The organism is Legionella impletisoli, assembly GCF_900639875.1.
Lineage (GTDB): Bacteria > Pseudomonadota > Gammaproteobacteria > Legionellales > Legionellaceae > Legionella_A > Legionella_A impletisoli.
Genome location: NZ_CAAAIA010000001.1, coordinates 291,307 through 317,101, shown reverse-complemented (window position 1 = coordinate 317,101; position 25,795 = coordinate 291,307). Strand labels below are relative to the sequence as shown.

The window sequence follows — 25,795 nt, the reverse complement described above, 5'->3', positions numbered from 1 at the left end:
CTCAAAAGAAGTCTATGGTACTCGTTCATCATGAAATTTAAAAGAAAATTTTTTTGTAATTTAATACTTTAATGAAACTTGAGCCCAGGTTTGCAGCATTAAAATGACCATAATAATTCCAGAGCCATAAAGAAACCAACGATAGTTCGTTAATCCAGCATCTGGTAACTCCTCCCGAAACACATTTAATAAAACAGAGCCAGCTAAAAAAGCGACCATAAAGGCTGCAATAACCACATTGACTGGATCAAAAATAACGGAGAATAACCAACCTAAAAATAAAAAGGCGATTAAAATAAAACGGCCGAGGTGATTAAATAAATTTTTATAAAGTCGAGAAAATTTACGATCCGTTAATACAAAATGCAAGGCCATGGAGAACGTAAAAAGAATCGTCGCACTCGTACTTTCTTGTGCCCGTAAAGACATCGTATATGTGATGAGAAAGTTATAAAGACAAAACATTCCTAAATGTAGACTATATACAAGCCAATAATCATGATCAGCACGATGGTAGTGTTCGGCAGTTAATTCAAGTCCGTAATAAACAAGAAATCCAATCAAAGCTACAATATATATTGTTAATTCAGTAAACGGGGTTAGCCAATCTTTAGTCATAAGGAATCGCCCAATGGGCTCATTGTATTCGACAAGCTCAGGCAACATATGTAAAAACACATAGGCTACAGCCGTACCTCCGGCAAAGGAGATAAATGTCTTTCCTTTGCCCGGAAGACGATCAGCAAACCAAGGACTTAAGTAATGGAATACAATTAATATGAGCGTGGCTAATAATGCAATCCATAAATGAAATTGGCTAATCCATATCACGTTGAAATTCCTAATTAATTAATTTGAATAGGCCCCATACTAAAGTTTCGCTTGTTTACGGCATAACGTTGGTTTAGCGTCACAAACGTCATCAATGACTTTTCTGTTGTACTCACGTTAATTAAAAGTCCAACCAACAGATAAGCTTGCTACATAATTGATTTTGTTTGTAATACTAAACCATTGTTGAGATGCTGGTATTGCAGCGCCAAATTGGATATATAATTGTTCCGTTGCATAAATGAGAGACGGTGAAACAAAAATTATGTTATTACCTGAATTAGGCTTTGCAAAGCCTCTAATTTGATCAAAACCTGAATAGACTCCATTGACTTCTACTAAAGCAAACCAATAATACCGGTTGGGTACACTGTATAGATTTCTTCCAATCCCCGCATCATAGTAATAGATGATGTTTAGATCGGAGTTGTTATTGGGTGGAATCCAAGTAAATCCTGGAGAAATAAATCCATACCAATCCACATATGTTCGAGCATATGTTGCCCCTAAAAAAACTGAAGCAGCACCATAACCTGTGCTGGGATTTTTATGTGCTGAGCCTGTAGGTACGGTGCCAGCAACAACTAAGGTGGCTTGATCCGTATATCGTCGATTAGAGCCATTATAAAACGCATATTCAAATTGTATTTCAGTATCAGTTGGCCCGTAGGAGTACGAAGGCTTTTCATAATAAGGCGCTGCAATCGGTGTACTAATAAATAGAGCAAGGTTATCAGTTATTCCATAAACGTAAAAGGGTGAAATAGTCCACTCGTATTGTTGAAAGCCATTCAAATAACTTGGGTTTAGAAACAATTGAGATTGGTTTTGATTAATGGTGAATTGTCCAAAAGCAAAAAGAGGTCCGGGTTGTTGTGAGCCTTGGACAGAATAATTACCGATACTAGGAGGTTGATTCGCGTCGTTTGCTGATCGTGTCATCCCTTTAGAAGCATAACTGTTTGATATAAAAATCAATAGGGCTGTAGCGATTAAGCGTTGCATCGCTTTTAGGAATAGTATTTCATTACCCATGCCGCGATCCCACATCGAAGCTTGCTGAACTCGAGCAATCTTTGTACATCTCCCATGTTTCTACAGGTGTAAATGTTTTGTGATGTTCGTCGTAAATCTGTAATTCGCCTGTTCCAATGTTATAAACACAACCATGAATTTTTATGGAGTCTTCACTAAGTGCTTCACCGACTGCAGGGTGCGATTTTAAATGTTCAAGTTGGAGAAGAACATTTTCTTCTATAGCACGTTGAAGCCGCTCTCTTGGGTTAGGAATTTCTCCAATTTTTTCTAAAACAGGCGCTGCAATGCGTAAAAGTTGGCGAGTAGCAGGCAAATCTTCTACCAGCCTAGGATTAATTAATCCTTGCATGGCGCCGCATTCAGTATGACCACACACAATAATTTCTTTAATTTTTAGGACTTTTAAAGCATATTCTATAGTTGCAGCCACTGGTGCATCTGTGGGGGCAGGGTGAATTATATTTCCAATCGTACGATCAACAAATAATTCACCAGGTTTGGTTTCGGTAAAAATACTGGGAACAACGCGTGAATCACAGCAGGTAAACAACAAGGCTTCGGGACTTTGTCCTTTTTCTAATGATTGAAAAAAGCGCTGGTCTTCGAGTGATCGTGATCGAAGAAAATGTGCATTTCCTTGGCCCATTCGAAACATGTTGATTCTCCACATTCTAATTCTAGAAAAAATCAGGCGAAATCAGCATTTTTAAGATTTACCTAAATTTGGCAATCGAATTTAGGTAAAAGCGCTCCTGTGGGTTCGTTCTTCATCACACTCATCGTCACTCATGTCGTTTGAACTAGAAAACCGATGATGAAAAACGGGTTGATGATGAGGGTCGCTTGCTTTAGCTGCTATTAATTCCGCTCTGGATTGAATATCAAAGTCCTTATGAAACTCATTAAGATCATTGCATATTAATTTGATGCTGGATTTTAATGAATTCAGTTTATGCAATTCAGCAGTATTTCGGATCGCTTGTGCCGCAACGAGTATAGCAAGAGCTAGGGCAACTCCTAATATGCTTACCCCAAGCACTGGCAAAGCAGCAAAACCACTGATCACTCCTAGGCCTGATAGCAACCCCATAAATCCTGCTGAACACCCTGCAATCGAGCCAAATGCTCCTGCAAATGCTACAAAACCGGTTTTAAAACTACTTGAAAATGGCAAAGGACTCAAGGGGATATCTAAAACTAGTTTATTAACGAGGTTTTTAATGCATAATCTCTCAAGCGCTTGATCTTCTTCGTTTGTAATTTTATGCATTATAAAAGCAGACAATAATTTGTTGCTTTTTTCTTGTTCAATTAAATCCTCTAAGAGGTTTAATAGGTAAGGAGAATGCAATGGAGTCGGTGACTTTGATTTTTTGATTTTAAATTTAATCCATCCTAGCATGAATTGCAGTGCTTCTTCCGGATCTACTGCTTTACTGTGTAATTGACTATGTGCTAAATATCTCTGGTAACCGTCTTCAAGTAATTGATGGATTTGAGCGTTTAATTTATTTACGTATTTTGTAACTTTTTCAGATGCCATCGAATTTTGTTTTAAGGCATTTTGATAAGAAATTAGAAAAGTTCCACAACAAATTCCACAAAATAACAAACTAGCTACAGAGCCAGTTGCTAGGGCAATCGTACTGCCCGCAGCAATACCAAGCGAAGAAGTAATGATCCCAAATAAAGGCCAAGCAACTCCAGCTCCAGTACCAACACCATCTAATGTGGATCGCATAAGCTGCATTTTTAGCCCCTTTTTGTTAAATATGCTCTAGAATAAAACAGGTATTTTAGATGCTCAATAGGGGAATAAAAATATATTTTATTGCTAATAAGAAAGTTGTTCTTTTTAGAAAATTTCACTTAGTTGTTGATTAATTGTAATATGCTATTTTTCTTAAGACCGTAAATTAGAATAACGCAAGGAGCGCACTTTGAATGCAATTCTCACCAATACCATTACGGATTTACTTTTAGCGATTTGCTTGTTTTATTTTTTTGTTGTTTCGTTAATTCATCGCGTTAAAGGAAATACAAAGTTTACAAGGTTTATAGTCACTTTCTTTTTTGTTACGTTTGCATTGAGTCTTTTAAGTTCCGTTGCGCATTATCTAACGGAGAGTGCATCTAAGCAAAGTCTGGAACAACTATGGTTAGTTATTGCATTCGGTATTGTTTATTTAAACTATTGTGTGATTTATGCCATAAAAGTGCCTGATTTAGTGCGAATGTTGGTCATTTTTATTTCGTTGCTGCTTTTATACTTGTTTACTATTCACGCTGAATATATGTACATTGCTATCTCGATGCTCTTTATTTACATTTTGGCAGCACTCTATTCGGAAAAATTAACCAAAGTTGGGTTTCTTGCTGTGGTTTTTTCGAATGTGATCTGGATTGTTCTTCGTGAAGGTGCCAATTATGAATTGGGGTATACTTTACCACCACACTATCGTTACGATAATGATGTCTATCATATTCTCTTAATTCTTTCGATGTTTTTTATTTATCGGTCCATCCAACAAGGCGATTGGTCTTACCCTTAAAAATTTTTTTAAAACCCTATTTACATAATTCTAGTTTTGACACTATATTTCAACATTATATGGGTATGTGCGTATCGTTCTCGTTTGCTTTGGAAGAGTCCATCATGTCTCGAAAAAAACAACTCGTAGTAAAGCTTGTCGGTAAATTCATGCGTGTAATGGTAAAAATTGGCTTTACGTTACTGGATGCGTTTTCTACATTTGCTTCGGATAGTCGTATAAAACGAAGCGAACAAAACATTAAAAAACCATCTCGAAAATATTCTTGTTAACTCAAAATATATAGGGAATTTTTTGTTTATTCAATTTCTTGGCGCAACACAAACCGTCACGGGCTCAAAATATCTGATAAGAGCAGGGGGAAAAAAACTATTAGTTGATTGTGGTTTGTTTCAAGGTTATAAACCGCTTCGACTTCGCAATTGGCAACCGCTACCCATTTCTCCAGCAAGCATTGATTATGTGCTGTTAACTCATGCTCATATTGATCATAGTGGTTACATTCCTTTGTTGGTTAAGCATGGATTTAAAGGCCGAATTTATTGTACTGAAGCGACGCGAGATTTATGCGCTATATTGCTCCCTGACAGTGGTCATCTTCATGAAGAAGAAGCTCGATATGCAAATCGTAAAGGCTACTCAAAACATCATCCTGCACAGCCCTTGTATACTTTAGAAGAGGCTGAGAAGTCTTTTGAATATTTTGAACCCGTATTATTTGAGGAGCTTATTACACTTGCCAAGAATTTAACGGTGAGCTTTCATTATGCAGGACATATATTGGGCGCCTCTTTGGTTCGAATTCAGCATTTTGAAACGTCTATTTTATTTTCCGGTGATTTAGGCCGACCGAATGATCCTATTATGTATCCTCCTAATCATCCCCCTAAATCAAATTATTATGTCGTGGAATCGACATATGGTGATAGACAGCATGAAAAAACCGATCCTTTAAATGAATTGGGGAAAATCATCAATAAAACCGTTAAACGAGGTGGTACAGTTTTAATTCCCTCTTTTGCTGTAGGGAGAGCTCAAGCTGTTTTATACGATATATATCGTCTTAAATCCTCAAAAACGATTCCTGATGTCCCTGTGTTTATTGATAGCCCGATGGCCACAGATGCAACAAAATTATTTGTGAAGCATGCTCAATTACATCGACTGAGCCCAGAAGAAAGCGAGGCCGTTTGTCGAACAGCGCAGTATATTCATACTCCTGAAAAATCGATGGCTTTAAATTTAAATAAAATGCCAAAAATTATAATTTCAGCAAGCGGCATGATAACAGGGGGTAGAATACTCCATCATGTTAAAAATCTAGCTCCTGATTATAAAAATTCGATTGTGTTTTGTGGTTATCAAGCAGGTGGCACAAGGGGTGATCGAATTTTGCAAGGTGAGAAGTCAGTTAAAATGTTTGGTATGATGGTTTCTATCCAAGCTGAGGTGTTCAAATTAGATAATATATCCGCTCACGCAGACTATGTAGAGCTTCTAGAATGGCTTAGTAGAATCCATGAGCCACCTAGAAAACTTTTTATAACGCATGGAGAAAAACAAGCCTCAGTTGCATTGAAAGAAAAAATCGCAGCAAAATATGCATGGAATTGCGTAATTCCTGAATACGAAGAAGAAGTGGAGTTAATTTAAAACGTTACAACGCTTTTATGTGAGCTAGAGCCGCTTTGCCTAATACTGATAATTCATATCCTCCTTCAAGCACAGAAACAATGCGGCCATCACAATGCTTATCCGCAAGTTTTTTAACCTGTTGTGTTATCCATGAATAATCTTCTTCTGTTAAGTTAAAATCAGCCATATGATCTGCCTTATGACCATCAAATCCAGCTGAGAAAAAAATGAAATCTGGTTGAAACTTATCGATAGCCTCTAACCATTGAGCTTCAACATGTTGGCGATATGAGCTGCTGCCTGTGCCTGCCGCTAGCGGAAGGTTCAATAAATGATCACTTTCTGTTGCAAAAGGTTTGTTGGGGTAAAATGGATGCTCAAATGATGAACATAATAGCACGTTTTCATTTTCTTTAAACATGGCTTCTGTTCCATTGCCATGGTGAACATCAAAATCAACAATAGCAATTCGGTTTAATTTACAGCGTTCAAATGCATATGCCACGCCAATTGCAACATTATTAAAAAAACAAAATCCCATAGCTTGCTCAGGCTCTGCATGATGGCCAGGGGGACGAACGTTGCAAAAAGCTGCATGACATTTTTTATTCATAACCAAATCAACAGCAAGCACAACACTGCCCGCAGCTCTAAGTGCTGCTTCTAGGCTATGTGGATTAAGACATGTTTCTTGATCCAGGCAGACCAATCCTTCATCAGGAGATAACTTGAAAAGCTCAGTTACATAGCCTTCACTATGAACTCGAACTAAGTCTTCACGTGTCGCTTTGGGCGCTTCATAAAAATGAATATCATCTTGCAGGGAGGAGTGTTTAACCGCATCGGTTATAACTTGGAGACGTTCTGGGCATTCGGGATGAAAATCACCAATTATATGCAACAAACAATCCTTGTGTGTGATGAATGCAAGCATCCGTTATCCCTACTTATAAAAAAGCCCACAAATTAGCTTATTTTGATAACGTTCGTTTAGCGCCACAAAATTTATACATGCCTTTTCTGTCGAACTCACATTAATTAACCGATCGAAACGCCTCATGATCAGCATTGTAGTCAAAATCATGAGGGGCATAGCTAATTTCCTTATCGGTTCGCCCAGTTTTTTTATTTTCTTTTTTATTTAAATGCTTAATGGATTTTTTAGAATCATTATTTTGTTTCACTGATTCCTTTTGATGTTTGTTCATAATGCTTCATGCTCCAAAATAGTTCTTATTACATAATAATAGAGCATAAACTTGGTTTGTGTCGGGTTTGGGCTAAGATTATTTTTCAAATACGCTCTAATAAATTAAAGCTAGATAGCGACATTTAAATTGTCAAATAGCTTTATATTAGTAAAAAATTACTTTACTGGCCTATAGTTATCAAGAAGAGGCAGGAAAAAAATGATATGCGGATTCGAATCTTAACTAGTCAAAATGATAGACAATGGCGAATGTTGTTAATTTATAACATTTATCGCCTGGTTAGCATCGCCGTGTTTGTAAGCGCGTACTGGTTTGTAGCGTTTACAAAAGTTAACGAATTCCAATATTTTGGAATGCTGGCTGGTTTTTTGGTGTATGGCATTTTCATTTTTTATCTTTATCAGAAGCGGGCGTTTCGGTTTGAACAACAGGTGTTTGTCTCAGGGTTAATTGATATCGTCATTGTCGTGTTATTAATTAACAAAATTGGTTTTATTGATTCTGGCCTGGGAATATTGTTGTATGTCTATGTTGCGATGCTTAGTATTTTAGCACCTGGTCGACTAGCTATTTTCTTTGCGGCCATGGCGAGTTTTCTTTTGTTGTCCATCAGTATTATTCGTTACTTGTACATGCCTTATGAAAACATAGATATTATTTTTACTACGGGAGTATACGGAGCTGGATTTTTCGCGACGGCATTAACGGCTTGGTATTTGGCCCACTGGGTCAGAATGAGCGAGCTGTTAGCTCAACAACGTGGAAGGGAGCTTGAAAACATCCATAAACTTAATGAATACATTGTTGAGCGATTGCAATACGGTGTGATTTATGTGGATGGAAACAATCAAATCCAGGTTATCAACTCATCTGCATGTAGTCTTTTAGACTCAGAACGGTGTAAGAATATGACCATTAAAGACCTGTCACCCTTGTTGCATGAGAAATACCAGAAGTTTTTGAGCACATTAGATAATAAAAAAATCGATTATTCCGCGTATTCAACCATTGATGAACTTAACCTACAAGTTCGTTTTTATTCTTCCGCTTCCTCCGCTGAAAATCCTGCTGTATTAATCATTCTCAATGATATGGCTGAAATTACCCAACAAGCTCAACAACTTAAGTTAGCATCCCTTGGTTTTTTCTCAGCGAGCATCGCCCACGAATTACGAAATCCATTGGGTGCTATTTCACATGCCTGTCAGTTGTTAGGAGAAGAAGATGAAGAAAATGAGGAAAGCGTTCGATTAAAGGAGCTTATCTTAAATAATTGTGAACGCATGAATAAAATTATTAAAAATGTCTTGCAAATGTCTAGAAGCCAGAGATCTGAACCAGAAGAAATTGATCTTAATGTATTTTTAATACAGTTTCGAAAAGATTTTTGCTCCGTCAATTCGTGTAAGCTTACCATAAAAATGCCTCGGGTTCGTAAGAATGCTATTAAGTTTGATAAGTCTCAATTGGAGCAGATTTTAGTTATTTTATGTGATAACGCCATAGCGCATGGAAAAGACAAAGAGTATGATGAGGCGCTCATCACCATGCAAGTGTTTCATGAAGGAGAAAAAATAAGGCTTGAAGTTTGCGATACAGGCCCTGGCATCAAACCAAAAGACCGCAAGCATGTTTTTGATCCTTTCTTTAGTACATTAAGTTCGGGGAACGGTATGGGACTCTTTATCGCAAAAGATTTATGTTTCATTAACCAGGCACGACTTGAGTTGCTTGAGACCGATACAGGCTGCTGTTTTGCTATTCATTTCAATCAGACTAACGAGGTAGCTATATGAACCAAGAAAAAGTCCTTGTTATTGATGATGAACCAGATATTCGAGAACTGCTTACTATAACTCTAAAGCGAATGGGCCTTGAATGCGATACAGCAGAAAGTTATACCCAAGGAATCGAATCCATTAATAAGCGAGAATATTTTTTGGTTTTGACCGATATGAAACTGCCAGATGGGGATGGTTTTGATATTGTTCGACATATTCAAAAGAACAAGCCTCAATTACCAGTCGCGGTGATTACTGCTTTTGGTAACGTTGAAGGGGCGGTAAATACCCTTAAAGCAGGTGCATTTGATTATGTGTCTAAGCCTGTAGATTTAACCATGCTTAAATCATTAGTCAATACCGCATTACGAATGTCTCAACGTCCTGAACAAGAGGATGAATTATTAATTGGCCAAAGTCCTGCGATGAAATCCTTAAGAGAAAATATTCATAAGCTTGCTAGAAGTCAGGCTCCCGTATTTATTCACGGAGAGTCTGGGGTAGGGAAAGAGTTAGTTGCTCGACTCATTCATGCGCATGGCCCAAGAAGTGATAAACCATTTATCGCAGTGAACTGCGGTGCGATACCCAGTGAACTCATGGAATCTGAATTTTTTGGGCATAAAAAAGGAAGCTTTACAGGGGCTTATGCGGATAAACAGGGTTTGTTTGAAGCCGCACATGGAGGCACATTATTTTTAGATGAGGTGGCAGAACTGCCTCTGGCCATGCAGGTTAAATTATTACGAGCTATTCAGGAAAAAGCAATAAAGCCTATTGGTGGCTTACAGGAAATCCCAGTAGATGTTCGTATTTTAAGTGCTAGTAATAAAAACTTACTGGAAGAAATTGCTGAAGGGCGATTTCGACAGGAATTATATTATCGTATCAACGTTATTGAGCTACGTGTTCCAACATTACAAGAGCGAGTATCAGATATACCTTTATTAGCAGAAAACATTTTAAAACGTTTAGCAAAAGAGAATCAAACTGAGCTTGTAGCTCTATCAAAAGAAGCTTTGGATGCTTTAAAACATTATGACTTTCCTGGGAATGTCAGAGAGCTTGAAAATATTCTTGAACGAGCCATGACGCTTTGTAACGGCAAAACGATAGAAATTGAAGACTTGCGCTTACCTAAATCACAAGGCATAAACCAAGAAACACCAACTTCAAATAAACCTGAAGTTTTGGCTTCTGAAGCTAAATTAGACTTGGATCAAACACTGCTCGAGCAAGAGAAAGAATTAATTTTACAAGCGCTTGAAAAAACCAAATGGAATCGAACTGCTGCGGCAAGATTATTGGGCGTTAGTTTCCGAACCTTGCGCTATCGCTTGAAAAAATTAGGACTTGATTAAAGATGATCTGTTGACCGATTCTAATTGTTTGCTAAAAACTTAATTTCATCCATTTTGGCTGAAATTCTAGCTTTAAGAAACGAGTCGTTTTTCACGAGTTTTTTCGCAGTTTTTAGTTGTTGCATCGCGCTTCGTTTTCGTCCTTGTAATAATTCGCATTGGGCTAAGGAGAAATAGGCATAATCTTTTTGCCCGGCGTTCGCTTGAGCTTGTGAAAGCATATGGCAGATGGTTAAATCCTCTTTATATTCACGGCTTCCTTTTAATAAGATGCTCGCTGCTTTTTCTGCATTTCCGGCATCCATTAATCCTCGAGCATAGAGTACTAAAGCGGCGTAATTATCAGGGTAATTTTCATAGAGCTCATTCAGTCGCTTTAGAGCTTGGTCAAATTGTCGTTGGCCAATTTCAGCTTGAGCAATAGCGGCCTGAAGATAGAGGCTCTCTGGTGATAAACTCAGCGTCATGAGTAGTTTTTTTGCCTCGCTAAATTGATTGTTCTTAGTTAATGCCAACGCAAGCCCATATTCGCAGGGGGTTTTATGAGTGGTCTGTTTACACTGTGTATGATAGAAATCTAATAAAGGCTTAGCATCATCCGTCGCAAGATTACGAATTAATTCTTTAAATAAATAATAATCGATGGGATCAGAATATGTTTTTTGACGAATTTGTGCACTACGATTTTCTGCCTCAGCAATTCGGTCTTGATCGAGCGGGTGAGTTCGTAAAATCGCAGGAATATGTTCCGTATAGTAATACCTTGTATTTTGCTGCATTTTTTTAAAAAAACCGGCCATGCCAGTCGGGTCAAAGTCTGCTTTAATCAACATACCAATCCCAATTCGATCCGCCTCTTTTTCATTGGCGCGTATATAATTAATATTATCTTGAGCCATTCCTGATAAAGAAGCCATTAAAGCGCCGCTACCTAGTGTTGGGTTAAGGATGCCAAGAGCTGCGGAAGCTAGAATGGAAGCGAGCAGGGGAATGCGCATTTGTTTTTCATGCTGAATCATGCGATAAAGATGGTGCAATCGAACGTGAGCCATTTCATGCGCCATGACCGCAGCTAACTCATGCACATTATCGCTGGCTAAAATCAGCTGCGTATTAATGCCAATATGGCCTCCTGGCCCTGCAAATGCATTAATTTCTTTTGATTTGACAATGAAAAAATCCGGAACCGACTGATGAGAGTGTTTCGCAAGTAATCGCCCTATGTGATTGATGTATTGGGTGGCTAAAGGATTACGAATGACGCTATTTGATTGATTGATTTGTTGGACAAACTCTTTTTCCAGTTCATCTAATTCCCTAGTAGTATAGGGAGAGTAGGCACAAGCATTTTGAAACATTAAGCTAAAGCCTAGTACCATAGGTATGCTAAAGCAGAAAAACTTGCAAAGCTTAAAGTAAGTTCTATTCGCACGGCTAAGTGGAAGGTGGCTGTTCATAGCGATACCAGTTTTTGTTGATGATTATCAGAGCGGATTTTGTTGACAGACCATCTTCTCAGCGACAGAAGAAAGTTGCGTTTACGTTCAACAACCGCTTCAGATTGAATTTGAATTCTGATATATCATAACATTTCTTTCAGGTCGCTAGTCTACTCAAAAATTGAATAATTTGTTATCATGCGCCCACGTTTGACGGGTAATTTGACGTATGCATTTAGAGTTTTTGCTTACCGCACTTCAACAGGCCGAGCTTGGTCGTGGTTCGTGCGCGCCTAATCCCGCAGTAGGAGCTGTTGCTGTTCAAAACAATATGGTTATTGCTAAGGCCTGGCATCGTGGCGCAGGAACTCCTCATGCAGAACGATTGATTTTTGAAAAATTACCGACTGACTTAAACGATATCACATTATACGTCACCTTAGAGCCGTGTAATCATTGGGGAAGAACGCCTCCTTGTGTGGATGCAATCATTCATTATGGCGTGAAACGAGTGGTTTATGCTTACCCTGATCCAAATCCCTTGGTTCAAGCCAATAATACACCTGCTCATTTAAAAGAGCATGGTGTGGAAGTTATTCATTTTCCTGTTCCCGAAATAGATACTTTTTATCGAAGTTATCGACACTGGACTAAAACGGGTAAACCGTGGGTGACAGCAAAAATAGCACAAAGTTTGGATGGAAAGATTGCAGGGGAGCAGTGTAAGCGACTCACTTTATCCAATGATTCTTGCGCGCTATTTACCCATCGACAGCGAAAACGCAGTGATATTATTTTAACCACCGCCAGCACGATTAATCATGACGATCCATCATTAAATGTACGGTTACCAGAAGGTGTTTTTAGTAAGCCGATTGCTATTCTTGATAGCTCACTTCGATTAAATTTAGACGCTAAAGCTTTAACCAACAATGAACCATGCCATGTGTTTTATGCCAAAGAGGCAGGAGCTCCTCAACATTCAAACGTTATTTATCATCCCATTCCTTTAAATGCCGATGGACTTCATCTTGAAACTATTATTGCCGAACTCGGTGCCTTGGGGTATCACGATGTCTGGGTTGAAGCGGGTGGTCGATTATTTAGTGCGTTACATCAAGCGGATCTGGTTAATCAAACGTATATTTACTTAACGCCGAACGTGGTTGGACCAGCTGGAATAGCGGGATATCATTTTCCTGACTTGTTTAAAAAGCCCCACACAATAAATTGGCATGCCATGGACAATAATATGATAGTATCCTTTCTCTGGGAAAATGCAGTTGAGGAGAATAGATGTTCACCGGCCTGATAGAACGGACTGGCGAGGTTGCAGAGAGCCATGTAAAGGACCATGGTGGTCAATTAACGATACAATGCTCCATTTCGTCACCAGAGCTTGGTGAAAGCATTGCCGTAAATGGCGTTTGCTTAACGTTGCAGTCCATTTCTTTAAATCGGCTTTCGTTTGATGTTTCTAAAGAGACCTTGCGATGCACGACATTAGGAGTACTTCGCTCTGGTTGTTTAGTAAATTTAGAACGTGCTATGCAATTGAATACCCGTTATGGGGGGCATTATGTAACAGGACATGTGGATACCACAAAAGTGGTTAGAACAATGACTAAAGAGGGTCGTTACATTGAGCTTTCTATCGGTGAATTCACCCAGGATGAACTCAATTATTTAACCCATAAAGGAAGCATCACCATAGACGGCGTGAGTCTTACCATTAATGCAGTGGAAAATGACAGAATTAAATTATTATTGGTTCCGCACACCCTATTAGCTACGAATCTTAAACAGCGAAACATTGGTGATAGAGTAAACGTTGAGTTTGATTATTTAGCTAAAATGGTCTCGCATCAAGTAGAAAGAGCCATCCAGTATAGACTTAAGAGCAGTGAAACGGAGCTTTAGTGCTCACAGACATGAGGTGTATTGAAATGACAAATCCGTTTACCACCATATCCCATGCAATTTCAGAATTACAAAAAGGACGGATGATTATCCTGGTCGACGATGAAGATCGTGAAAACGAAGGCGATCTGATTATTGCGGCTGAACACGTAACGGACGAAGCAATTAACTTCATGTCTAAATATGGTCGTGGACTCATTTGTTTGCCAATGGCGAATGAATTGATTGATAAACTCGCTTTGCCTATGATGGCGCGCAATAACCAATCCCCTTTCGGCACGGCATTTACCGTTTCAATCGAAGCAGCTTGTGGTGTCTCTACCGGAATTTCTGCTAAAGATAGGGCACATACAATTCAAGTTGCGATTGATTCAAACAGTGGCCCTAACGACATCATTTCTCCAGGACATGTTTTTCCGTTAAGAGCACGGGAGCGAGGGGTGTTGGAACGGGGGGGGCAAACGGAAGGAAGTGTCGATTTGATGAAATTGGCGGGATTAAAGCCGGCTGCTGTAATTTGTGAAATCATCAATGAAGATGGCACGATGAGTCGTCGCGATGAGTTGACTCAATTTTCGAAAAAGCACGATATAGTCATGGTAACCATAAAAGATTTAATCGAATATCGAATTCGCCATGAGCAATTAGTTCAACCTGAGGCAACTAGTCGATTACCTTTGCACCAGCATGGTGATTTCACCATGACCGTTTATTCAAATCAATTTGATACTTTAGAGCATTTTGCATTAATTAAAACACCTAAATTCAGTAATAAAATTCCGTTAGTTCGCATTCATTCCGAATGCATCACCGGCGATGTGTTTGGTTCTTGTCGTTGTGATTGTGGATATCAATTGCAACAGTCGTTATCGTTGATTTCGAAAGAAGGTGGGGTGCTGATTTATTTACGCCAGGAAGGGCGGGGAATTGGGCTTGCAAATAAATTAAAAGCTTATGCCTTACAAGAACAGGGGTTCGATACGGTGGATGCTAATGTACAATTAGGTTTGCCCATTGATGGACGTGATTACGCCGTGGCTTATCAAATTCTTAAGCATTTAGGCATTGAGGTCGTGCGTATTTTGACCAATAACCCACAAAAACTAGATAGCCTCACTCGCTATGGCATTAAAGTCAGCGAGCGTATTTCATTATCGATAAAGCCGACTCAAGATAACCTCAGTTATTTAAAAACTAAGAAGGAAAAACTTGGTCATATGTTGGCGGTTGAATAAAAGGAGCCTAAATGAAATTGATTAAAGGGGACTATGTCAACAATCAAATATCTTTTCCAGTGGCGGTTGTGGTTAGTCGATTTAACCAAGAGATTACTCAGGCGTTATTGAGTGGAGCAGTGCAGCGATTAAAGGAGCGAGGCATTCAAGAACATGATCTTGTCGTGATTGAAGTTCCTGGTGCAGTGGAGATCCCTTTAATTGCTCAACATCTGGCGAAGAAAAACGAGGTAAAAGCCATTATTGCACTAGGGGCGGTTATTCGTGGTGAAACCACACATTATGATTATGTGTGCCAGCAAGTCAGTCATGGTTGTCAACAGGTCTCTTTAGCATACCATATCCCCGTCATATTCGGAGTGCTTACCACTGAAAATGAGGAACAAGCTTGGGATCGACTGGGTGGAAGTCACGGCCATAAGGGAATGGATGTCGCCGATGCAGCCATTGAAATGCATCTTGTCTTAAGCCAATCCTAATTCTATAGGGTTAAGCAATTCTTGTTCTAACTAATCTTGAGCTTAAGTAGAAGGAATTGCTGTTAAAATGTATTTTTCTTTGCTTTTATTTGATACAATTTATGCCCGTTCATATGCATTTGATTCTCACCGCATGTAGCGCGGTTAAGCATTTCAACGGGATTTTCTATGACTAATTATATTTTCATCACCGGCGGTGTTGTTTCTTCCTTAGGGAAAGGTATCGCAGCCGCGTCTTTAGCCGCGATTTTAGAAGCACGTGGGCTTAAAGTTACTTTAATCAAACTCGATCCCTATATTAACGTTGATCCAGGAACCATGAGTCCATTTCAACATGGTGAAGTATTTGTTACTCATGATGGCGCGGAAACTGATCTGGATTTGGGGCATTATGAGCGTTTTGTTCGCACTACAATGACAAAACGAAACAATTTTACTTCCGGTAAAATTTATGAAAATGTGATCAAAAAGGAGCGCCGAGGGGATTATCTTGGCGGTACAGTTCAAGTTATTCCACATATCACAAATGAAATTAAGCGCTGCATTAAGCTTGGTGCCGATGGATTTGATGTGGCCATGGTTGAAATTGGCGGAACAGTCGGAGATATTGAATCTTTGCCGTTTCTTGAGGCCATTAGACAAATGCGTATTGAATTAGGATCACAACGTTCTTTGTTTATCCATTTGACTCTGGTGCCTTATATTCCAACCTCTGGTGAAACTAAAACCAAACCCACTCAGCATTCTGTTAAAGAATTGCGCTCAATTGGTATTCAACCCGATGTGTTGATTTGTCGCTCTGAGCAACCTTTATCGAATCATGATCGAGCCAAAATTGCCTTATTCACGAACGTAGAAAAAGAGGCGGTTATTTCATTGCAAGATGCCAAAAGTATTTATCAAATTCCAAAATTGCTTCATGAACAACACCTAGATGAGTATGTCGTTAAAAAACTAGGCATTGATGCAAAGCCTGCGGAGTTATCGGAGTGGGATAGGGTGCTTGAAGCGCAATCAAAGCAAACCATGACGATTAAAGTGGCTATGGTGGGTAAATATACAGAATTAAACGATGCTTATAAATCTTTAAATGAAGCGCTTATCCATGCCGGAATACATACCGAAACTCGCGTTGAAATTGTTTATATTGATGCAGAAACCATTGAAAAGCATGGTACAGAAGTCTTATCTCCTGTGGATGCTATCCTTGTGCCAGGTGGTTTTGGTGAACGAGGGATTGAAGGAAAAATTAAAGCCATTCAATATGCTCGTGAACATAAAATTCCTTTTTTAGGGATTTGCCTAGGAATGCAAACTGCGGTGATTGAATTTGCGCGCAACGTAGCAGGTTTATCGCAAGCGAATTCGACGGAGTTCGATAAAGAAACTCCTTATCCTGTAATTGGCCTAATTAGTGAGTGGATGGAGTCCGATGGTAGCATAAGTCAGCGTGATGAACACAGCAACTTAGGGGGTACTATGCGCTTGGGAGCCCAGCGCTGTAATCTCGAAAAGGACTCTTTAGCTGGTCGGGTATATGGCAGTGATTCAATTATCGAGCGTCATCGGCATCGTTACGAATTTAATAACCAATATATGGAATCGCTGGTTAAACAGGGGCTTATCATTTCAGGGCTTTCTGCGGATAATAATTTAGTTGAAATGGTTGAGCTTGAAAATCATCCATGGTTTTTAGCATGCCAATTTCATCCGGAATTTACGTCAACACCAAGAGATAGCCATCCCTTATTTAAGTCATTTGTATCAGCAGCACGTGCTCATCACCAACAAAAGGAAAAAGAATGAAATTATGTGGATTTGAAGCGAATATTTCATCCCCTCTATTTTTGATTGCAGGACCTTGCGTGATTGAAAGTGAGGAGCTTGCACTGGAAACGGCGGGTTATTTAAAAGAGATATGCTCAATGCTTGGGATCCCTTTTATTTATAAATCATCGTTTGATAAGGCCAATCGTTCTTCAATCAGTAGCTATCGAGGCCCAGGGTTTGAGCAAGGGCTTAGAATTTTGGAAAAGGTAAAGACTCAAATTGGTGTGCCTGTCTTGACAGATGTTCATGAAGACACCCCTTTACTTGAAGTTTCAAGCGTGGTCGATGTGTTGCAGACCCCAGCATTTCTCTGTCGTCAGACAAACTTTATTCAAAATGTCGCCGCCATGAATAAGCCTGTTAATATTAAAAAAGGACAGTTTCTTTCTCCATGGGAAATGAAGCATGTGGTGATGAAAGCAAAGGCATGCGGAAATGAGAGCATTATGGTTTGTGAACGAGGCGTGAGCTTTGGGTATAACAACCTCATTTCGGATATGCGCTCGTTAAAAATAATGCGAGAAACACAATGCCCAGTTGTTTATGATGCAACACACTCCGTACAACTTCCCGGAGGAAATAATGGAGTAACCGGAGGGCAGCGTGAATTCATTCCCGTTTTAGCAAGAGCTGCCGTTGCGGCCGGTGTGGCAGGGCTTTTTATGGAAACGCATCCTAATCCAGATAAAGCGTTGAGTGATGGTCCAAACAGCTGGCCACTCGATAAAATGCAATCTTTGCTTGAATCTTTAATGGTTATTGACGCTGCGTTTAAAGCTATTGGTGAAGTAGATTAAATCACGAACTAATGTCTTGCCATATACGCAACCATTACCTCCTCGCAAGAAGCAAGAGGAGTTTGGTTTTTAGACAGGGCCTACGCATGAAAAATATACCGCCGTCATTGCGAACGAAGTGAAGCAATCCAGTATAAAATTTCAACCAAGCATCGATCTGGATTGCTTCGCTAGTGCTCGCAAAGACGAGTTGTTTTTCGTATTGAGCTAAAAATAACCTTTTCATGCGTAGGGCCTGGGTTTTTAGATGGTTTAAAACTGAATTCCCCCCCTCTTGTTGGGGCTTATCGCAACAGAATCAAGGAACCCAAAATCTCGCATTTTCACTGGTTATAGGCATAGTAATTAACGACTTCGGAGCTCTAACGTTAATTCTTTTAAGGGCTGGAAATAAAGAATAATGATAAGTCAGATCAGCATGGCTGATTTGGCGGAGAGACAGGGATTCGAACCCTGGGAAGGTTGCCCTTCAACGGTTTTCAAGACCGCCGCATTCGACCGCTCTGCCACCTCTCCGCCGCAAATACTATCGCAACAGAGTATTGTTTGCAATGATTTTCTTAATTAATTTTGATTTCTGTTTCGTATCGTATTCAAGATAACCAAGGCGTCATGAAAATGAGTCTAAAAACATTTCGCTGTCTTAATTAAATGCATACAAAGTTCGCAAAATAATTTTCAATGAGTATAATGTGGTGCATTTGCTTCGTCTGTTACAGGGTGTAACAAGCGGATGATTGATAGGTGTTTTTTATGAAACAATTAAAATTATTCATACTGATTTTTCTTTTTATCTCCATGGCAGCATGTTCTAAATGGAGTTCGACCGATGATGAGGGTTTAAACGGCCCTTTTAAAGGAATGAGTGCAAAAGAGCTCTACTCTAAATCCAAAGAGGCCTTAGCTAAAAAACAATATGAAAGCGCGATTAAGCGGCTTGAAGCATTAGATACCATGTATCCTTTTAATGATCATGCAGAGCAGGCGCAGCTGGATTTAATGTATGCTTATTATCAAAATGAAAATTATCCCTCCGCTGCAGCAACAGCAGAGCGCTTTATTCATTTGTATCCACGTTCAAAACGAGTGGATTATGCATATTACATGAAAGGGCTTGCCAACTTCCAACAACCGAGAGGAACGTTTACAAAATTCTTTTCGATTGAAGAATCTTGGAGGGATCCTGGTACGCAATTACAAGCCTATTCAGACTTTGCAACCTTAGTTCAACAATTCCCAGAGAGTCGCTATAAGGCGAATGCATTGCAACGCATGATTTATCTACGTAATGAGTTTGCCAAGCACGAACTCAATGTTGCTAATTATTATTATGACCGTAGAATGTATGTTGCAGCAGCTGAACGAGCAAATTACTTAATTGAAACATATCCTGAGGCGCCCAGTACTCAGGCTGCTTTAGTGATTGCCTATCATGCCAATAAATCTTTGGGGTTAAACGATGCGGCTGAAGATGCTTTAAAGGTTTATCAAGCAACATACCATGCCAATCCTCCAAGGGTTGAAGAAATCACAGCATAGAATGGTAATCCCAAGTGCTTTAAGTGCTGCAGTTCTCCTCGGAATGATGAAATAAAATGGATGCCACGGTCAAGCCGTGGCAAGTAGAGGTAGGGTTAGGTATGTTACTAACGTGCTGTGCTCAGAGTCCTATTAGGTAGGTTCATGCATGGCAGTTGGTTCAACCTGTGGACAGCTTACTGCTTGGTGATAAGGCAAGGATAAAATAGATAATAAATCATCAACTAATCCTCTAAGTTCTCCAGCGAGTAAGGTCAATGCGGCATCTTGCTGCTGGTATTCTTCATCAAGCTCTTTAAGTTCATGAAACTCGTCAATTAAATAATCTAAGCATTTCATGCGCTTAATCGTTAAATCTTGCGTTAAAGTAAATTGAATTCGCTCATTCCAAACTAAAGAGACTTCGGCTGGAGTTAATCCTTGTGATAATAAGGTTAAAATTTCATCCGCTGGCAGTTCGTAGCCTTTGCAGTTAAATCGCTTTTTATCATCGTCAGGAGAAAATAATAAACAATCAGAAGCCAATTGAAAGTTAGACGGTAACGATGCTGGATTATTAATCCATTCGCCAAAGCGGGATGATAAATTTTCTTCGTAATGAAGAGGCTCAATACTTAAACCAGGAATAGATTTTCGTAACAACGACGTTAATTGCGACGCTTGGTTGCTGCTGGCGCTGTTAATCACTAATCGCTTATTAACCGTATCAAATAAAGCCAGCATACGTTTTTGTAAACAGAAAGATTTAGGCAATAACTCAAACTCAAGCTCTTCTGCCAGTTGCGCTTTTTCGGCTCGTTTCATAGCACGATTATTTTGTGTTTCCCAGGTTAAAACGCGTTCTTCTAAAATACGTTGGATGACGCCGCGAGGCAAAATACGCTCTTCTTTTCCCATGCAGATCATCATAGCACCGGCAACCTCATGGACTAACTCGTCAGCATAAGGTGGCAGCCAGCCATAGATAAAGCGAGCGTGTGGTGGGCAGGGCTTTAGGGCTTCTGCGGCGAGTTGGTTTATAAAATCTACAGGAGCATTGAGTTGATATTGAAAAATTAAAGCATTATTAAACCACATCATTTATCCCTCATGACAAAAAAAGGGATGCTATCATAGGTCATGGGTATAATTCATCATCGAGTTACCAATACGCATTAAAGGCGATAATGGTGGATCGAAAATCAGGAGTATCTTTACCTCTTACAGCAAACCAGCAACCACCAATAATTCCAAAGTGCTCATTAAAATTAAACTCAACCGCAGGTGCAAGCGAAATTTCTTGCACATTAGGATGTCCCACCATTGGAACTACACCTCTTACTGGCATGCCAGGAAACCCCCTGAATACACTGGCACCGCGGTTAAAATAATATCCTTCCATCACCGCTACCCAATGTTTTGTTACCGTAAATTCTCCGGCTAGATCAACACCGGTTAAATCCCCGGGTTTAATACTTCCATTCGTGGTCGCATTGCCTCCATAAGCATTAAAGCCTCTTAGACGAACGGAAGAAGCGTATAAATGGCTTAAAATGAAGCGTGTGCGTAGGTAGTTTATTTCAGTAAATTGCAATAAATGTTCGAAGTTTAAAGCAAATATCGATTGATAGCTGCCTGCTCCAGTCCCATCAGTGCCTTCATTCGCAGGGTTAAATTCTTCAAATTTCCCAGTTGGGATGCTTAATTGATACGTCACTCTTAAATTGGGAACCCATTTAGAATCTTTCTGCAAAATAGCCTGATATCCAAGAACTAATGCTGTATCACCAATGTGATGGCTGCTTTTTCTAGATTCTTTATTAATAACGTAAGGCAAATTGAGTTGAACATCGACCTTTTCAGCTAAACCATAAGTAAAAATTGGGTTGATTTGATAGTTTTCAGAGCCTGGCGTATGTACTAATTTCCAGTGACGATTAAAAAAGCCAATGTTTTTGGTATCAAATCCATATAATTCGAAATTAAAATGACCTTTGGGAATTGTTTTTCCAGCAGGAGCTAACAAAGGGCCGGTAAACCAAGGTTCGGCATAAGTTATATTAGAAAGGGTAATAAAAAAAACACCCAGAAGCTTCCTACTGATTCTCATTTCATCTTATTCCTTAAATCAATGACTTCTAGCCAGTTAAGAGTAACTGACTTTGTATCGCTTGAAAATACTTTTGCCCACCCACGAGGTAGAGAAAATGATTTAAAAACAGTGATTAGCTAAATATACCTATGACCAATGAAACTGCGATTTTTATGCATTTATTTGCCCCCTCCTCTAATTAAAAACTCCCAATAGGGTTTGCTATTATTCGCTTTTAATCCATAGAGAAGCAACAAAATCATGGAGTCTAAAATCTCGCATTTTCATTGATCATGGGTATAGAATGAATAGTACGAATGAGGAGAATGCGATGCTATTAGAAAAAGATAAATCTTGTTTATTGTTAATTGATGTACAAGAGAAGTTAACTCCCTATGTTATAGAGCCAGAGCGATTAGTGCATGGATGTGAATGGTTATTGAAATTGGCTAATAAGCTAGGCGTGCCATTACTGGTAAGTGAGCAATACCCTAGAGGGTTAGGACAAACGGTTGATGAGCTCTCTCCTACGCTTACAGAAGTAAAGCGAGTTGAAAAAGTTCATTTTTCTTGTGGCAGCGATGAAGGATTTATGGCGCATTTAAAAACATTGAACCGTAAGCAAATCGTTTTGATGGGAATTGAGACACATGTTTGTGTGATGCAAACGGCGATGGAGCTAAAAGAAAAGGGTTTTGAAGTATTTGTTGTGGTAGACGCGGTAAGCTGTAGGCATGAAATAGATCATCGATATGGCTTAAAGCGAATGAAAGCGGCAGGTGTTCAATTAATTACGCGAGAAATGGTGTTTTTTGAATGGTTAAGACAAGCCGGTACCCCGGAATTTAAAGCACTCAGTCAAGAATTTATGAAATAATTTTGGTTTAAAATAAGGAAAATCTATGAACCTTGAGCATCAAGTTGCAGTGATTACTGGTGGAGCTTCTGGCATGGGAAAAGCCTGTGCAGTTAGGTTTCGTCAAAAAGGGATTCGAGCAATCGTTTGGGATTTAAAAATTGAAAACCATGAGGAAGATTCTATCGAATGCGATGTAAGCTCTGCGAGTGCAGTAGAAAAGGCCTTAGAGCAAACGATTGAAAAGGTAGGTGTACCTCGAATCTGTATTAACTGTGCGGGTATTGCGCCTGCTAAACGGATGGTCGGAAAAGAAGGCGCTATGCCGCTAGATGCTTTTAAACGTGTGATTGATGTGAATTTAGTGGGTACGTTTAACGTGATGCGAGTCATTGCAGAAGCCATGACTCAGCTAGACCCTTTAGAAAACTCGACTGAGCGCGGAGTTATTATCAATACGGCTTCCATTGCAGCGTATGAAGGACAAATTGGACAAACTGCCTATAGTGCATCAAAAGGAGGAATTGTAGCTTTAACGCTTCCAGCAGCTCGAGAACTGGCTCAGTTTGGCATACGAGTCAATACAATTGCCCCTGGCTTGATTGCAACGCCATTATTGCTCAATATGCCGAAAGAAGTACAAGATGGACTTGCTGAATCTGTCCCTTTTCCAAAACGACTAGGAAAACCTGAAGAATTTGCCTTTTTAGTTGAGCATATCATTCAAAACAGTTTAATTAATGGTGAGGTCATTCGTTTGGATGGTGCCTTAAGAATGCAACCTAAGTAATAACGACATAATCGCTTTATCTTTAGATTTTTTAAGGTATATTAGAGGTGGGGTTTGTACAATTTGACCCTTTTTTTGATGACGCTAAATTATTAAAAGGATGTATGGTATGGGAAATTGTTGTCGTAAATTTTTTGACCGGAATAAAGACGGGCAAGTAGATGCTGATGAGGTGTTAAAAACGATTGCTGAAGCACTTCATTTACTCAGTAAAGCCGCACTAGCTGCCGAGGCGTATGTCAAAGCCCTAGAAGCTGCGGGTGTCGATACCAAAGGCACGTTAGATGTGCTGCAACGCATTAAAACGATTGCCGATGCTAGTGGTGATGTAACGGATGCACTTTCCAAAATTAAAGTGCCGAAAAAACTCGAAGATATAGGTGACTTCGATGGCGATGGTGATTTCGATAAAGAAGACATGCTCGCTTACTTAAATCATTCACTTAGTGTTTGCGATGCACTCATTGCCGCAAATGTTAAAACAGAAGAAGTAGAAAATTGCCGAAAAGACATTCAACGAGTCATTGATGCGGTAAAAGAATTCGAAGCACCCACGGTAAACGCCGGTGCAGCCGCAGCAGCGCTATAAGAGTATTTATACTTCGTGCGGTCAAAAACCGCAGATTGTGACCGCGCGAAGTATACGATCTCCAATATAAGTTAATGCAATATTGAATTTCTTGATAAGTTTTTTCCTGGAAGATTAATAAAAGCCATAATCATCGAGTATACCGAAATATACTCCTGTAGAATGAATTAAAGGCTAAATAAAATGCAGCAAATATCAACTGTCAGATCAAGTTTGAACGACTACATATAAGCCGGCATAACTACCTACTCTCATCAATTTTCATCCGACGGGAGCTAGGGGAGCGGATCCAAATCTTCCCCAAGCACATTAAACAATAAAACCTTCTCCCCCTGCTTCAACCCTATAAACTTATCTTGATCTTCCTTCCGTACTACACAACTAATGCTCTTCCCATCCTCTGTTTTAAAGGTAGCCATGTTATGGTTATCGTCCTTAAACAATGAGACCTTCTCCCCCTGCTTCAACCCTATAAACTTAGCTTGATCTTCCTTCCGTACTACACATCCAATGCTCTTCCCATCGTCTGTTTTAAAAGTGGCCATCATATGGTTGTCGTCCTTTTTGTCGATGGCAAATGCGAAAGAACTAGTTAAAGCGAGTCCTAGGAATGTTGCTAATAGTGTCTTAGTCATCATGAGCCTCTCCAATGCAACCGTTATTGTTTCTTTAAAACCAAACACCATAAAAGTATAGTCGCATCCTGCGAAGTCATCGATGCGATCAGAATAAATTATCTCTTATAGAAAGAAGAAGGTATTAAGTTGTAAGCCGATATAGTCCATTAAAATATTCGCAAAGCATAACTTTACATCACTAATGCAACCTTCAATGCGGCTAAAAAGAATCTTTAAGCCGCGACTTCTGCATCCTTGGCATGAATGAATTGCTCTTCTAGCATTTTCAAAGCAATATTTTTAGCTTCGGATTGGTAGCGGCCTGCTGCAATTTCTTCTTTAATAAAATCGATTTTAGCTTGGTTGATATCTGGACCGTTAAAGATTAGTTCTTTTAAGGCTTCGATTTGCTTTGATGGTTCAAGAGATAAATTATCGATTAAATCATCAATGACCGGGGAAGTATCGTTTTGCTTTGTCATAATGTCGTCCTCAGTTGCACCCAAGCTGTTTATCGACGTCAACACTTAAAACTTTAGTGTAAAATAAAAAAATATTGAGTTAACTTTTGATAAGTTCAGATAAAATCAACTTATCATATTCAATTAATGATGAACAATTAAATCTAGCCAAGATATGAAAAAACTTTCAAGAGATTTTTACAAGCGTGATACACAAATAGTTGCCAAAGAACTGCTTGGTACCTATTTAATAAGAAAAATAAACGATGTGGAATATATTGGACGGATAGTCGAAGTAGAAGCCTATCTTGGTGAACATGATTTGGCAGCTCATTCTTCTAAAGGGATTACCAAGCGAACAAAAATTATGTTTGGCCCACCAGGATTCGCCTATGTCTATATGATATACGGGCTTCATTATTGTTTTAATGTTGTTACCGAAGAAGAAGGGCAGGGAGCCGCCGTTTTAATCCGAGCTTTGGAGCCGGTTAAAAACCTTACCCAAAACACCAGAGGTCCTGCCTTACTTTGTAAAGCAATGTCCATTAATAAAACGCTAAATGGTCATGATCTTCTCAGTACTGATTTTTATATTGCTAAACCATTAGAAGAACCTAACTTTTCAATAATCGCCAAACCAAGAATTGGTGTCCATTACGCAAAAGAATGGGCTGACTGTCCTTTAAGATTTTACATCAAAGATAATCTTTATATCTCAAAATCTTAAACTACCGAAAGCCATTCTGTACTACACTAATTAAAA

General features: G+C 39.3%; 27 protein-coding genes and 1 tRNA gene. 16 read left to right on the top strand and 12 right to left on the bottom strand.

The features are described from left to right. Positions 1-60: 60 nt before the first annotated feature. The 4 genes from E1O41_RS01495 to E1O41_RS01480 all read right to left on the bottom strand — a co-directional run bounded on the left by E1O41_RS01495 (position 61) and on the right by E1O41_RS01480 (position 3,619). On the bottom strand, positions 61-831 hold the full coding sequence (locus tag E1O41_RS01495; RefSeq protein ID WP_131775535.1) for a ZIP family transporter: 771 nt from the start codon (positions 829-831) through the stop codon (positions 61-63). Between the two features lie 117 nt (positions 832-948). Beyond that, positions 949-1,866, bottom strand: coding sequence for a hypothetical protein (locus E1O41_RS01490; RefSeq protein ID WP_131775534.1), 918 nt, complete (start codon positions 1,864-1,866; stop codon positions 949-951). Next, positions 1,859-2,524: a carbonic anhydrase gene (locus E1O41_RS01485; RefSeq protein WP_165481062.1), complete on the bottom strand. Its 666-nt coding sequence runs from the start codon at positions 2,522-2,524 to the stop codon at positions 1,859-1,861. The genes E1O41_RS01490 and E1O41_RS01485 overlap by 8 nt, the downstream gene beginning before the upstream one ends. A gap of 81 nt (positions 2,525-2,605) precedes the next feature. After that, on the bottom strand, positions 2,606-3,619 hold the full coding sequence (locus E1O41_RS01480; RefSeq protein ID WP_131775532.1) for a hypothetical protein: 1,014 nt from the start codon (positions 3,617-3,619) through the stop codon (positions 2,606-2,608). Between the two features lie 190 nt (positions 3,620-3,809). On the opposite strand from E1O41_RS01480, the gene E1O41_RS01475 reads away from it, so the two are divergent. The 3 genes from E1O41_RS01475 (at position 3,810) to E1O41_RS01470 (ending at position 6,074) form a co-directional block, all read left to right on the top strand. After that, positions 3,810-4,421 carry a DUF6962 family protein gene (locus tag E1O41_RS01475; RefSeq protein WP_131775531.1) on the top strand — a complete coding sequence of 204 codons (612 nt, stop codon included), beginning with the start codon at positions 3,810-3,812 and terminating at the stop codon, positions 4,419-4,421. A 104-nt stretch (positions 4,422-4,525) separates the two neighbouring features. Beyond that, positions 4,526-4,693, top strand: coding sequence for a hypothetical protein (locus E1O41_RS11685; protein WP_165481061.1), 168 nt, complete (start codon positions 4,526-4,528; stop codon positions 4,691-4,693). Between the two features lie 22 nt (positions 4,694-4,715). Further along, complete coding sequence (locus tag E1O41_RS01470; RefSeq protein WP_131775530.1) at positions 4,716-6,074, top strand: MBL fold metallo-hydrolase; 1,359 nt, start codon at positions 4,716-4,718, stop codon at positions 6,072-6,074. Between the two features lie 4 nt (positions 6,075-6,078). On the opposite strand, the gene E1O41_RS01465 is transcribed toward E1O41_RS01470, so the two are convergent. Together E1O41_RS01465 and E1O41_RS11680 are read right to left on the bottom strand one after the other, a co-directional pair. After that, positions 6,079-6,990: a histone deacetylase family protein gene (locus E1O41_RS01465; RefSeq protein WP_131775529.1), complete on the bottom strand. Its 912-nt coding sequence runs from the start codon at positions 6,988-6,990 to the stop codon at positions 6,079-6,081. A gap of 100 nt (positions 6,991-7,090) precedes the next feature. After that, positions 7,091-7,264 (bottom strand): hypothetical protein, encoded by a 174-nt coding sequence (locus tag E1O41_RS11680; protein ID WP_165481060.1) that lies wholly within the window; start codon positions 7,262-7,264, stop codon positions 7,091-7,093. A 206-nt stretch (positions 7,265-7,470) separates the two neighbouring features. On the opposite strand from E1O41_RS11680, the gene E1O41_RS01460 reads away from it, so the two are divergent. Both E1O41_RS01460 and E1O41_RS01455 read left to right on the top strand, forming a co-directional pair. After that, positions 7,471-9,063 (top strand): sensor histidine kinase, encoded by a 1,593-nt coding sequence (locus E1O41_RS01460; RefSeq protein ID WP_131775528.1) that lies wholly within the window; start codon positions 7,471-7,473, stop codon positions 9,061-9,063. Continuing rightward, on the top strand, positions 9,060-10,409 hold the full coding sequence (locus E1O41_RS01455) for a sigma-54-dependent transcriptional regulator (protein ID WP_131775527.1): 1,350 nt from the start codon (positions 9,060-9,062) through the stop codon (positions 10,407-10,409). Before E1O41_RS01460 ends, E1O41_RS01455 begins: the two co-directional genes overlap by 4 nt. A gap of 20 nt (positions 10,410-10,429) precedes the next feature. On the opposite strand, the gene E1O41_RS01450 is transcribed toward E1O41_RS01455, so the two are convergent. Beyond that, complete coding sequence (locus E1O41_RS01450) at positions 10,430-11,767, bottom strand: M48 family metalloprotease (protein WP_229669291.1); 1,338 nt, start codon at positions 11,765-11,767, stop codon at positions 10,430-10,432. Between the two features lie 310 nt (positions 11,768-12,077). Between E1O41_RS01450 and ribD the strand changes: the two genes are divergently transcribed. From ribD to kdsA, 6 genes are all read left to right on the top strand, one after another. Next, complete coding sequence (gene ribD / locus E1O41_RS01445; RefSeq protein WP_131775525.1) at positions 12,078-13,160, top strand: bifunctional diaminohydroxyphosphoribosylaminopyrimidine deaminase/5-amino-6-(5-phosphoribosylamino)uracil reductase RibD; 1,083 nt, start codon at positions 12,078-12,080, stop codon at positions 13,158-13,160. Continuing rightward, on the top strand, positions 13,145-13,768 hold the full coding sequence (ribE, locus tag E1O41_RS01440) for a riboflavin synthase (RefSeq protein ID WP_131775524.1): 624 nt from the start codon (positions 13,145-13,147) through the stop codon (positions 13,766-13,768). The genes ribD and ribE overlap by 16 nt, the downstream gene beginning before the upstream one ends. Before the next feature lie 26 nt (positions 13,769-13,794). Continuing rightward, on the top strand, positions 13,795-15,003 hold the full coding sequence (gene ribB / locus E1O41_RS01435) for a 3,4-dihydroxy-2-butanone-4-phosphate synthase (protein WP_131775523.1): 1,209 nt from the start codon (positions 13,795-13,797) through the stop codon (positions 15,001-15,003). 11 nt (positions 15,004-15,014) lie between these two features. After that, positions 15,015-15,482, top strand: coding sequence for a 6,7-dimethyl-8-ribityllumazine synthase (gene ribH, locus E1O41_RS01430; RefSeq protein WP_131775522.1), 468 nt, complete (start codon positions 15,015-15,017; stop codon positions 15,480-15,482). A gap of 168 nt (positions 15,483-15,650) precedes the next feature. Continuing rightward, positions 15,651-17,288: a CTP synthase gene (locus E1O41_RS01425; RefSeq protein WP_131775521.1), complete on the top strand. Its 1,638-nt coding sequence runs from the start codon at positions 15,651-15,653 to the stop codon at positions 17,286-17,288. Further along, the gene (gene kdsA / locus E1O41_RS01420; RefSeq protein ID WP_131775520.1) at positions 17,285-18,109 is read left to right on the top strand and encodes a 3-deoxy-8-phosphooctulonate synthase; all 825 of its coding nucleotides are present in this window, start codon (positions 17,285-17,287) and stop codon (positions 18,107-18,109) included. Before E1O41_RS01425 ends, kdsA begins: the two co-directional genes overlap by 4 nt. A gap of 428 nt (positions 18,110-18,537) precedes the next feature. Here kdsA and E1O41_RS01415 read toward each other — a convergent pair. Beyond that, positions 18,538-18,625, bottom strand: a tRNA-Ser gene (locus tag E1O41_RS01415). A 237-nt stretch (positions 18,626-18,862) separates the two neighbouring features. Here E1O41_RS01415 and E1O41_RS01410 point away from each other — a divergent pair. Continuing rightward, on the top strand, positions 18,863-19,648 hold the full coding sequence (locus tag E1O41_RS01410; RefSeq protein ID WP_131775519.1) for an outer membrane protein assembly factor BamD: 786 nt from the start codon (positions 18,863-18,865) through the stop codon (positions 19,646-19,648). A 132-nt stretch (positions 19,649-19,780) separates the two neighbouring features. Here the strand turns inward: E1O41_RS01410 and E1O41_RS01405 are convergent, their stop codons facing one another. Continuing rightward, positions 19,781-20,725 carry a recombination-associated protein RdgC gene (locus E1O41_RS01405; RefSeq protein ID WP_131775683.1) on the bottom strand — a complete coding sequence of 315 codons (945 nt, stop codon included), beginning with the start codon at positions 20,723-20,725 and terminating at the stop codon, positions 19,781-19,783. A gap of 64 nt (positions 20,726-20,789) precedes the next feature. Further along, entirely contained in the window at positions 20,790-21,737 is a 948-nt protein-coding gene (locus tag E1O41_RS01400) for a hypothetical protein (RefSeq protein ID WP_131775518.1), read from the bottom strand. Between the two features lie 313 nt (positions 21,738-22,050). Here E1O41_RS01400 and E1O41_RS01395 point away from each other — a divergent pair, with 313 nt between their 5' ends. From E1O41_RS01395 to E1O41_RS01385, 3 genes are all read left to right on the top strand, one after another. Further along, positions 22,051-22,596 (top strand): hydrolase, encoded by a 546-nt coding sequence (locus tag E1O41_RS01395; protein WP_131775682.1) that lies wholly within the window; start codon positions 22,051-22,053, stop codon positions 22,594-22,596. Positions 22,597-22,621: 25 nt separating this feature from the next. Further along, positions 22,622-23,365, top strand: a complete 744-nt coding sequence (locus E1O41_RS01390) for an SDR family NAD(P)-dependent oxidoreductase (RefSeq protein ID WP_131775517.1) — start codon at positions 22,622-22,624, stop codon at positions 23,363-23,365. Positions 23,366-23,474: 109 nt separating this feature from the next. Next, positions 23,475-23,954, top strand: a complete 480-nt coding sequence (locus tag E1O41_RS01385; protein WP_131775516.1) for a hypothetical protein — start codon at positions 23,475-23,477, stop codon at positions 23,952-23,954. A 275-nt stretch (positions 23,955-24,229) separates the two neighbouring features. Here E1O41_RS01385 and E1O41_RS01380 read toward each other — a convergent pair whose 3' ends face one another. Further along, positions 24,230-24,592, bottom strand: a complete 363-nt coding sequence (locus E1O41_RS01380; protein WP_131775515.1) for a hypothetical protein — start codon at positions 24,590-24,592, stop codon at positions 24,230-24,232. 212 nt (positions 24,593-24,804) lie between these two features. After that, the gene (locus E1O41_RS01375) at positions 24,805-25,053 is read right to left on the bottom strand and encodes a flagellar biosynthesis anti-sigma factor FlgM (RefSeq protein ID WP_131775514.1); all 249 of its coding nucleotides are present in this window, start codon (positions 25,051-25,053) and stop codon (positions 24,805-24,807) included. A gap of 154 nt (positions 25,054-25,207) precedes the next feature. On the opposite strand from E1O41_RS01375, the gene E1O41_RS01370 reads away from it, so the two are divergent. Then, positions 25,208-25,759: a DNA-3-methyladenine glycosylase gene (locus E1O41_RS01370; protein WP_131775513.1), complete on the top strand. Its 552-nt coding sequence runs from the start codon at positions 25,208-25,210 to the stop codon at positions 25,757-25,759. Positions 25,760-25,795 lie beyond the last annotated feature (36 nt).

Excerpts from the sequence above, each read along its gene's own strand:
- E1O41_RS01490 (WP_131775534.1), bottom strand. The coding sequence starts at position 1,866 with ATGGGTAATGAAATACTATTCCTAAAAGCGATGCAACGCTTAATCGCT.
- E1O41_RS01485 (WP_165481062.1), bottom strand. The coding sequence starts at position 2,524 with ATGTTTCGAATGGGCCAAGGAAATGCACATTTTCTTCGATCACGATCA.
- E1O41_RS01480 (WP_131775532.1), bottom strand. The coding sequence starts at position 3,619 with ATGCAGCTTATGCGATCCACATTAGATGGTGTTGGTACTGGAGCTGGA.
- E1O41_RS11685 (WP_165481061.1), top strand. The coding sequence starts at position 4,526 with ATGTCTCGAAAAAAACAACTCGTAGTAAAGCTTGTCGGTAAATTCATG.
- E1O41_RS01465 (WP_131775529.1), bottom strand. The coding sequence starts at position 6,990 with ATGCTTGCATTCATCACACACAAGGATTGTTTGTTGCATATAATTGGT.
- E1O41_RS11680 (WP_165481060.1), bottom strand. The coding sequence starts at position 7,264 with ATGAACAAACATCAAAAGGAATCAGTGAAACAAAATAATGATTCTAAA.
- E1O41_RS01460 (WP_131775528.1), top strand. The coding sequence starts at position 7,471 with ATGCGGATTCGAATCTTAACTAGTCAAAATGATAGACAATGGCGAATG.
- E1O41_RS01455 (WP_131775527.1), top strand. The coding sequence starts at position 9,060 with ATGAACCAAGAAAAAGTCCTTGTTATTGATGATGAACCAGATATTCGA.
- E1O41_RS01450 (WP_229669291.1), bottom strand. The coding sequence starts at position 11,767 with ATGTTTCAAAATGCTTGTGCCTACTCTCCCTATACTACTAGGGAATTA.
- ribD (WP_131775525.1), top strand. The coding sequence starts at position 12,078 with ATGCATTTAGAGTTTTTGCTTACCGCACTTCAACAGGCCGAGCTTGGT.
- ribE (WP_131775524.1), top strand. The coding sequence starts at position 13,145 with ATGTTCACCGGCCTGATAGAACGGACTGGCGAGGTTGCAGAGAGCCAT.
- ribB (WP_131775523.1), top strand. The coding sequence starts at position 13,795 with ATGACAAATCCGTTTACCACCATATCCCATGCAATTTCAGAATTACAA.
- ribH (WP_131775522.1), top strand. The coding sequence starts at position 15,015 with ATGAAATTGATTAAAGGGGACTATGTCAACAATCAAATATCTTTTCCA.
- E1O41_RS01425 (WP_131775521.1), top strand. The coding sequence starts at position 15,651 with ATGACTAATTATATTTTCATCACCGGCGGTGTTGTTTCTTCCTTAGGG.
- kdsA (WP_131775520.1), top strand. The coding sequence starts at position 17,285 with ATGAAATTATGTGGATTTGAAGCGAATATTTCATCCCCTCTATTTTTG.
- E1O41_RS01410 (WP_131775519.1), top strand. The coding sequence starts at position 18,863 with ATGAAACAATTAAAATTATTCATACTGATTTTTCTTTTTATCTCCATG.
- E1O41_RS01405 (WP_131775683.1), bottom strand. The coding sequence starts at position 20,725 with ATGTGGTTTAATAATGCTTTAATTTTTCAATATCAACTCAATGCTCCT.
- E1O41_RS01400 (WP_131775518.1), bottom strand. The coding sequence starts at position 21,737 with ATGAGAATCAGTAGGAAGCTTCTGGGTGTTTTTTTTATTACCCTTTCT.
- E1O41_RS01395 (WP_131775682.1), top strand. The coding sequence starts at position 22,051 with ATGCTATTAGAAAAAGATAAATCTTGTTTATTGTTAATTGATGTACAA.
- E1O41_RS01390 (WP_131775517.1), top strand. The coding sequence starts at position 22,622 with ATGAACCTTGAGCATCAAGTTGCAGTGATTACTGGTGGAGCTTCTGGC.
- E1O41_RS01385 (WP_131775516.1), top strand. The coding sequence starts at position 23,475 with ATGGGAAATTGTTGTCGTAAATTTTTTGACCGGAATAAAGACGGGCAA.
- E1O41_RS01380 (WP_131775515.1), bottom strand. The coding sequence starts at position 24,592 with ATGATGACTAAGACACTATTAGCAACATTCCTAGGACTCGCTTTAACT.
- E1O41_RS01375 (WP_131775514.1), bottom strand. The coding sequence starts at position 25,053 with ATGACAAAGCAAAACGATACTTCCCCGGTCATTGATGATTTAATCGAT.
- E1O41_RS01370 (WP_131775513.1), top strand. The coding sequence starts at position 25,208 with ATGAAAAAACTTTCAAGAGATTTTTACAAGCGTGATACACAAATAGTT.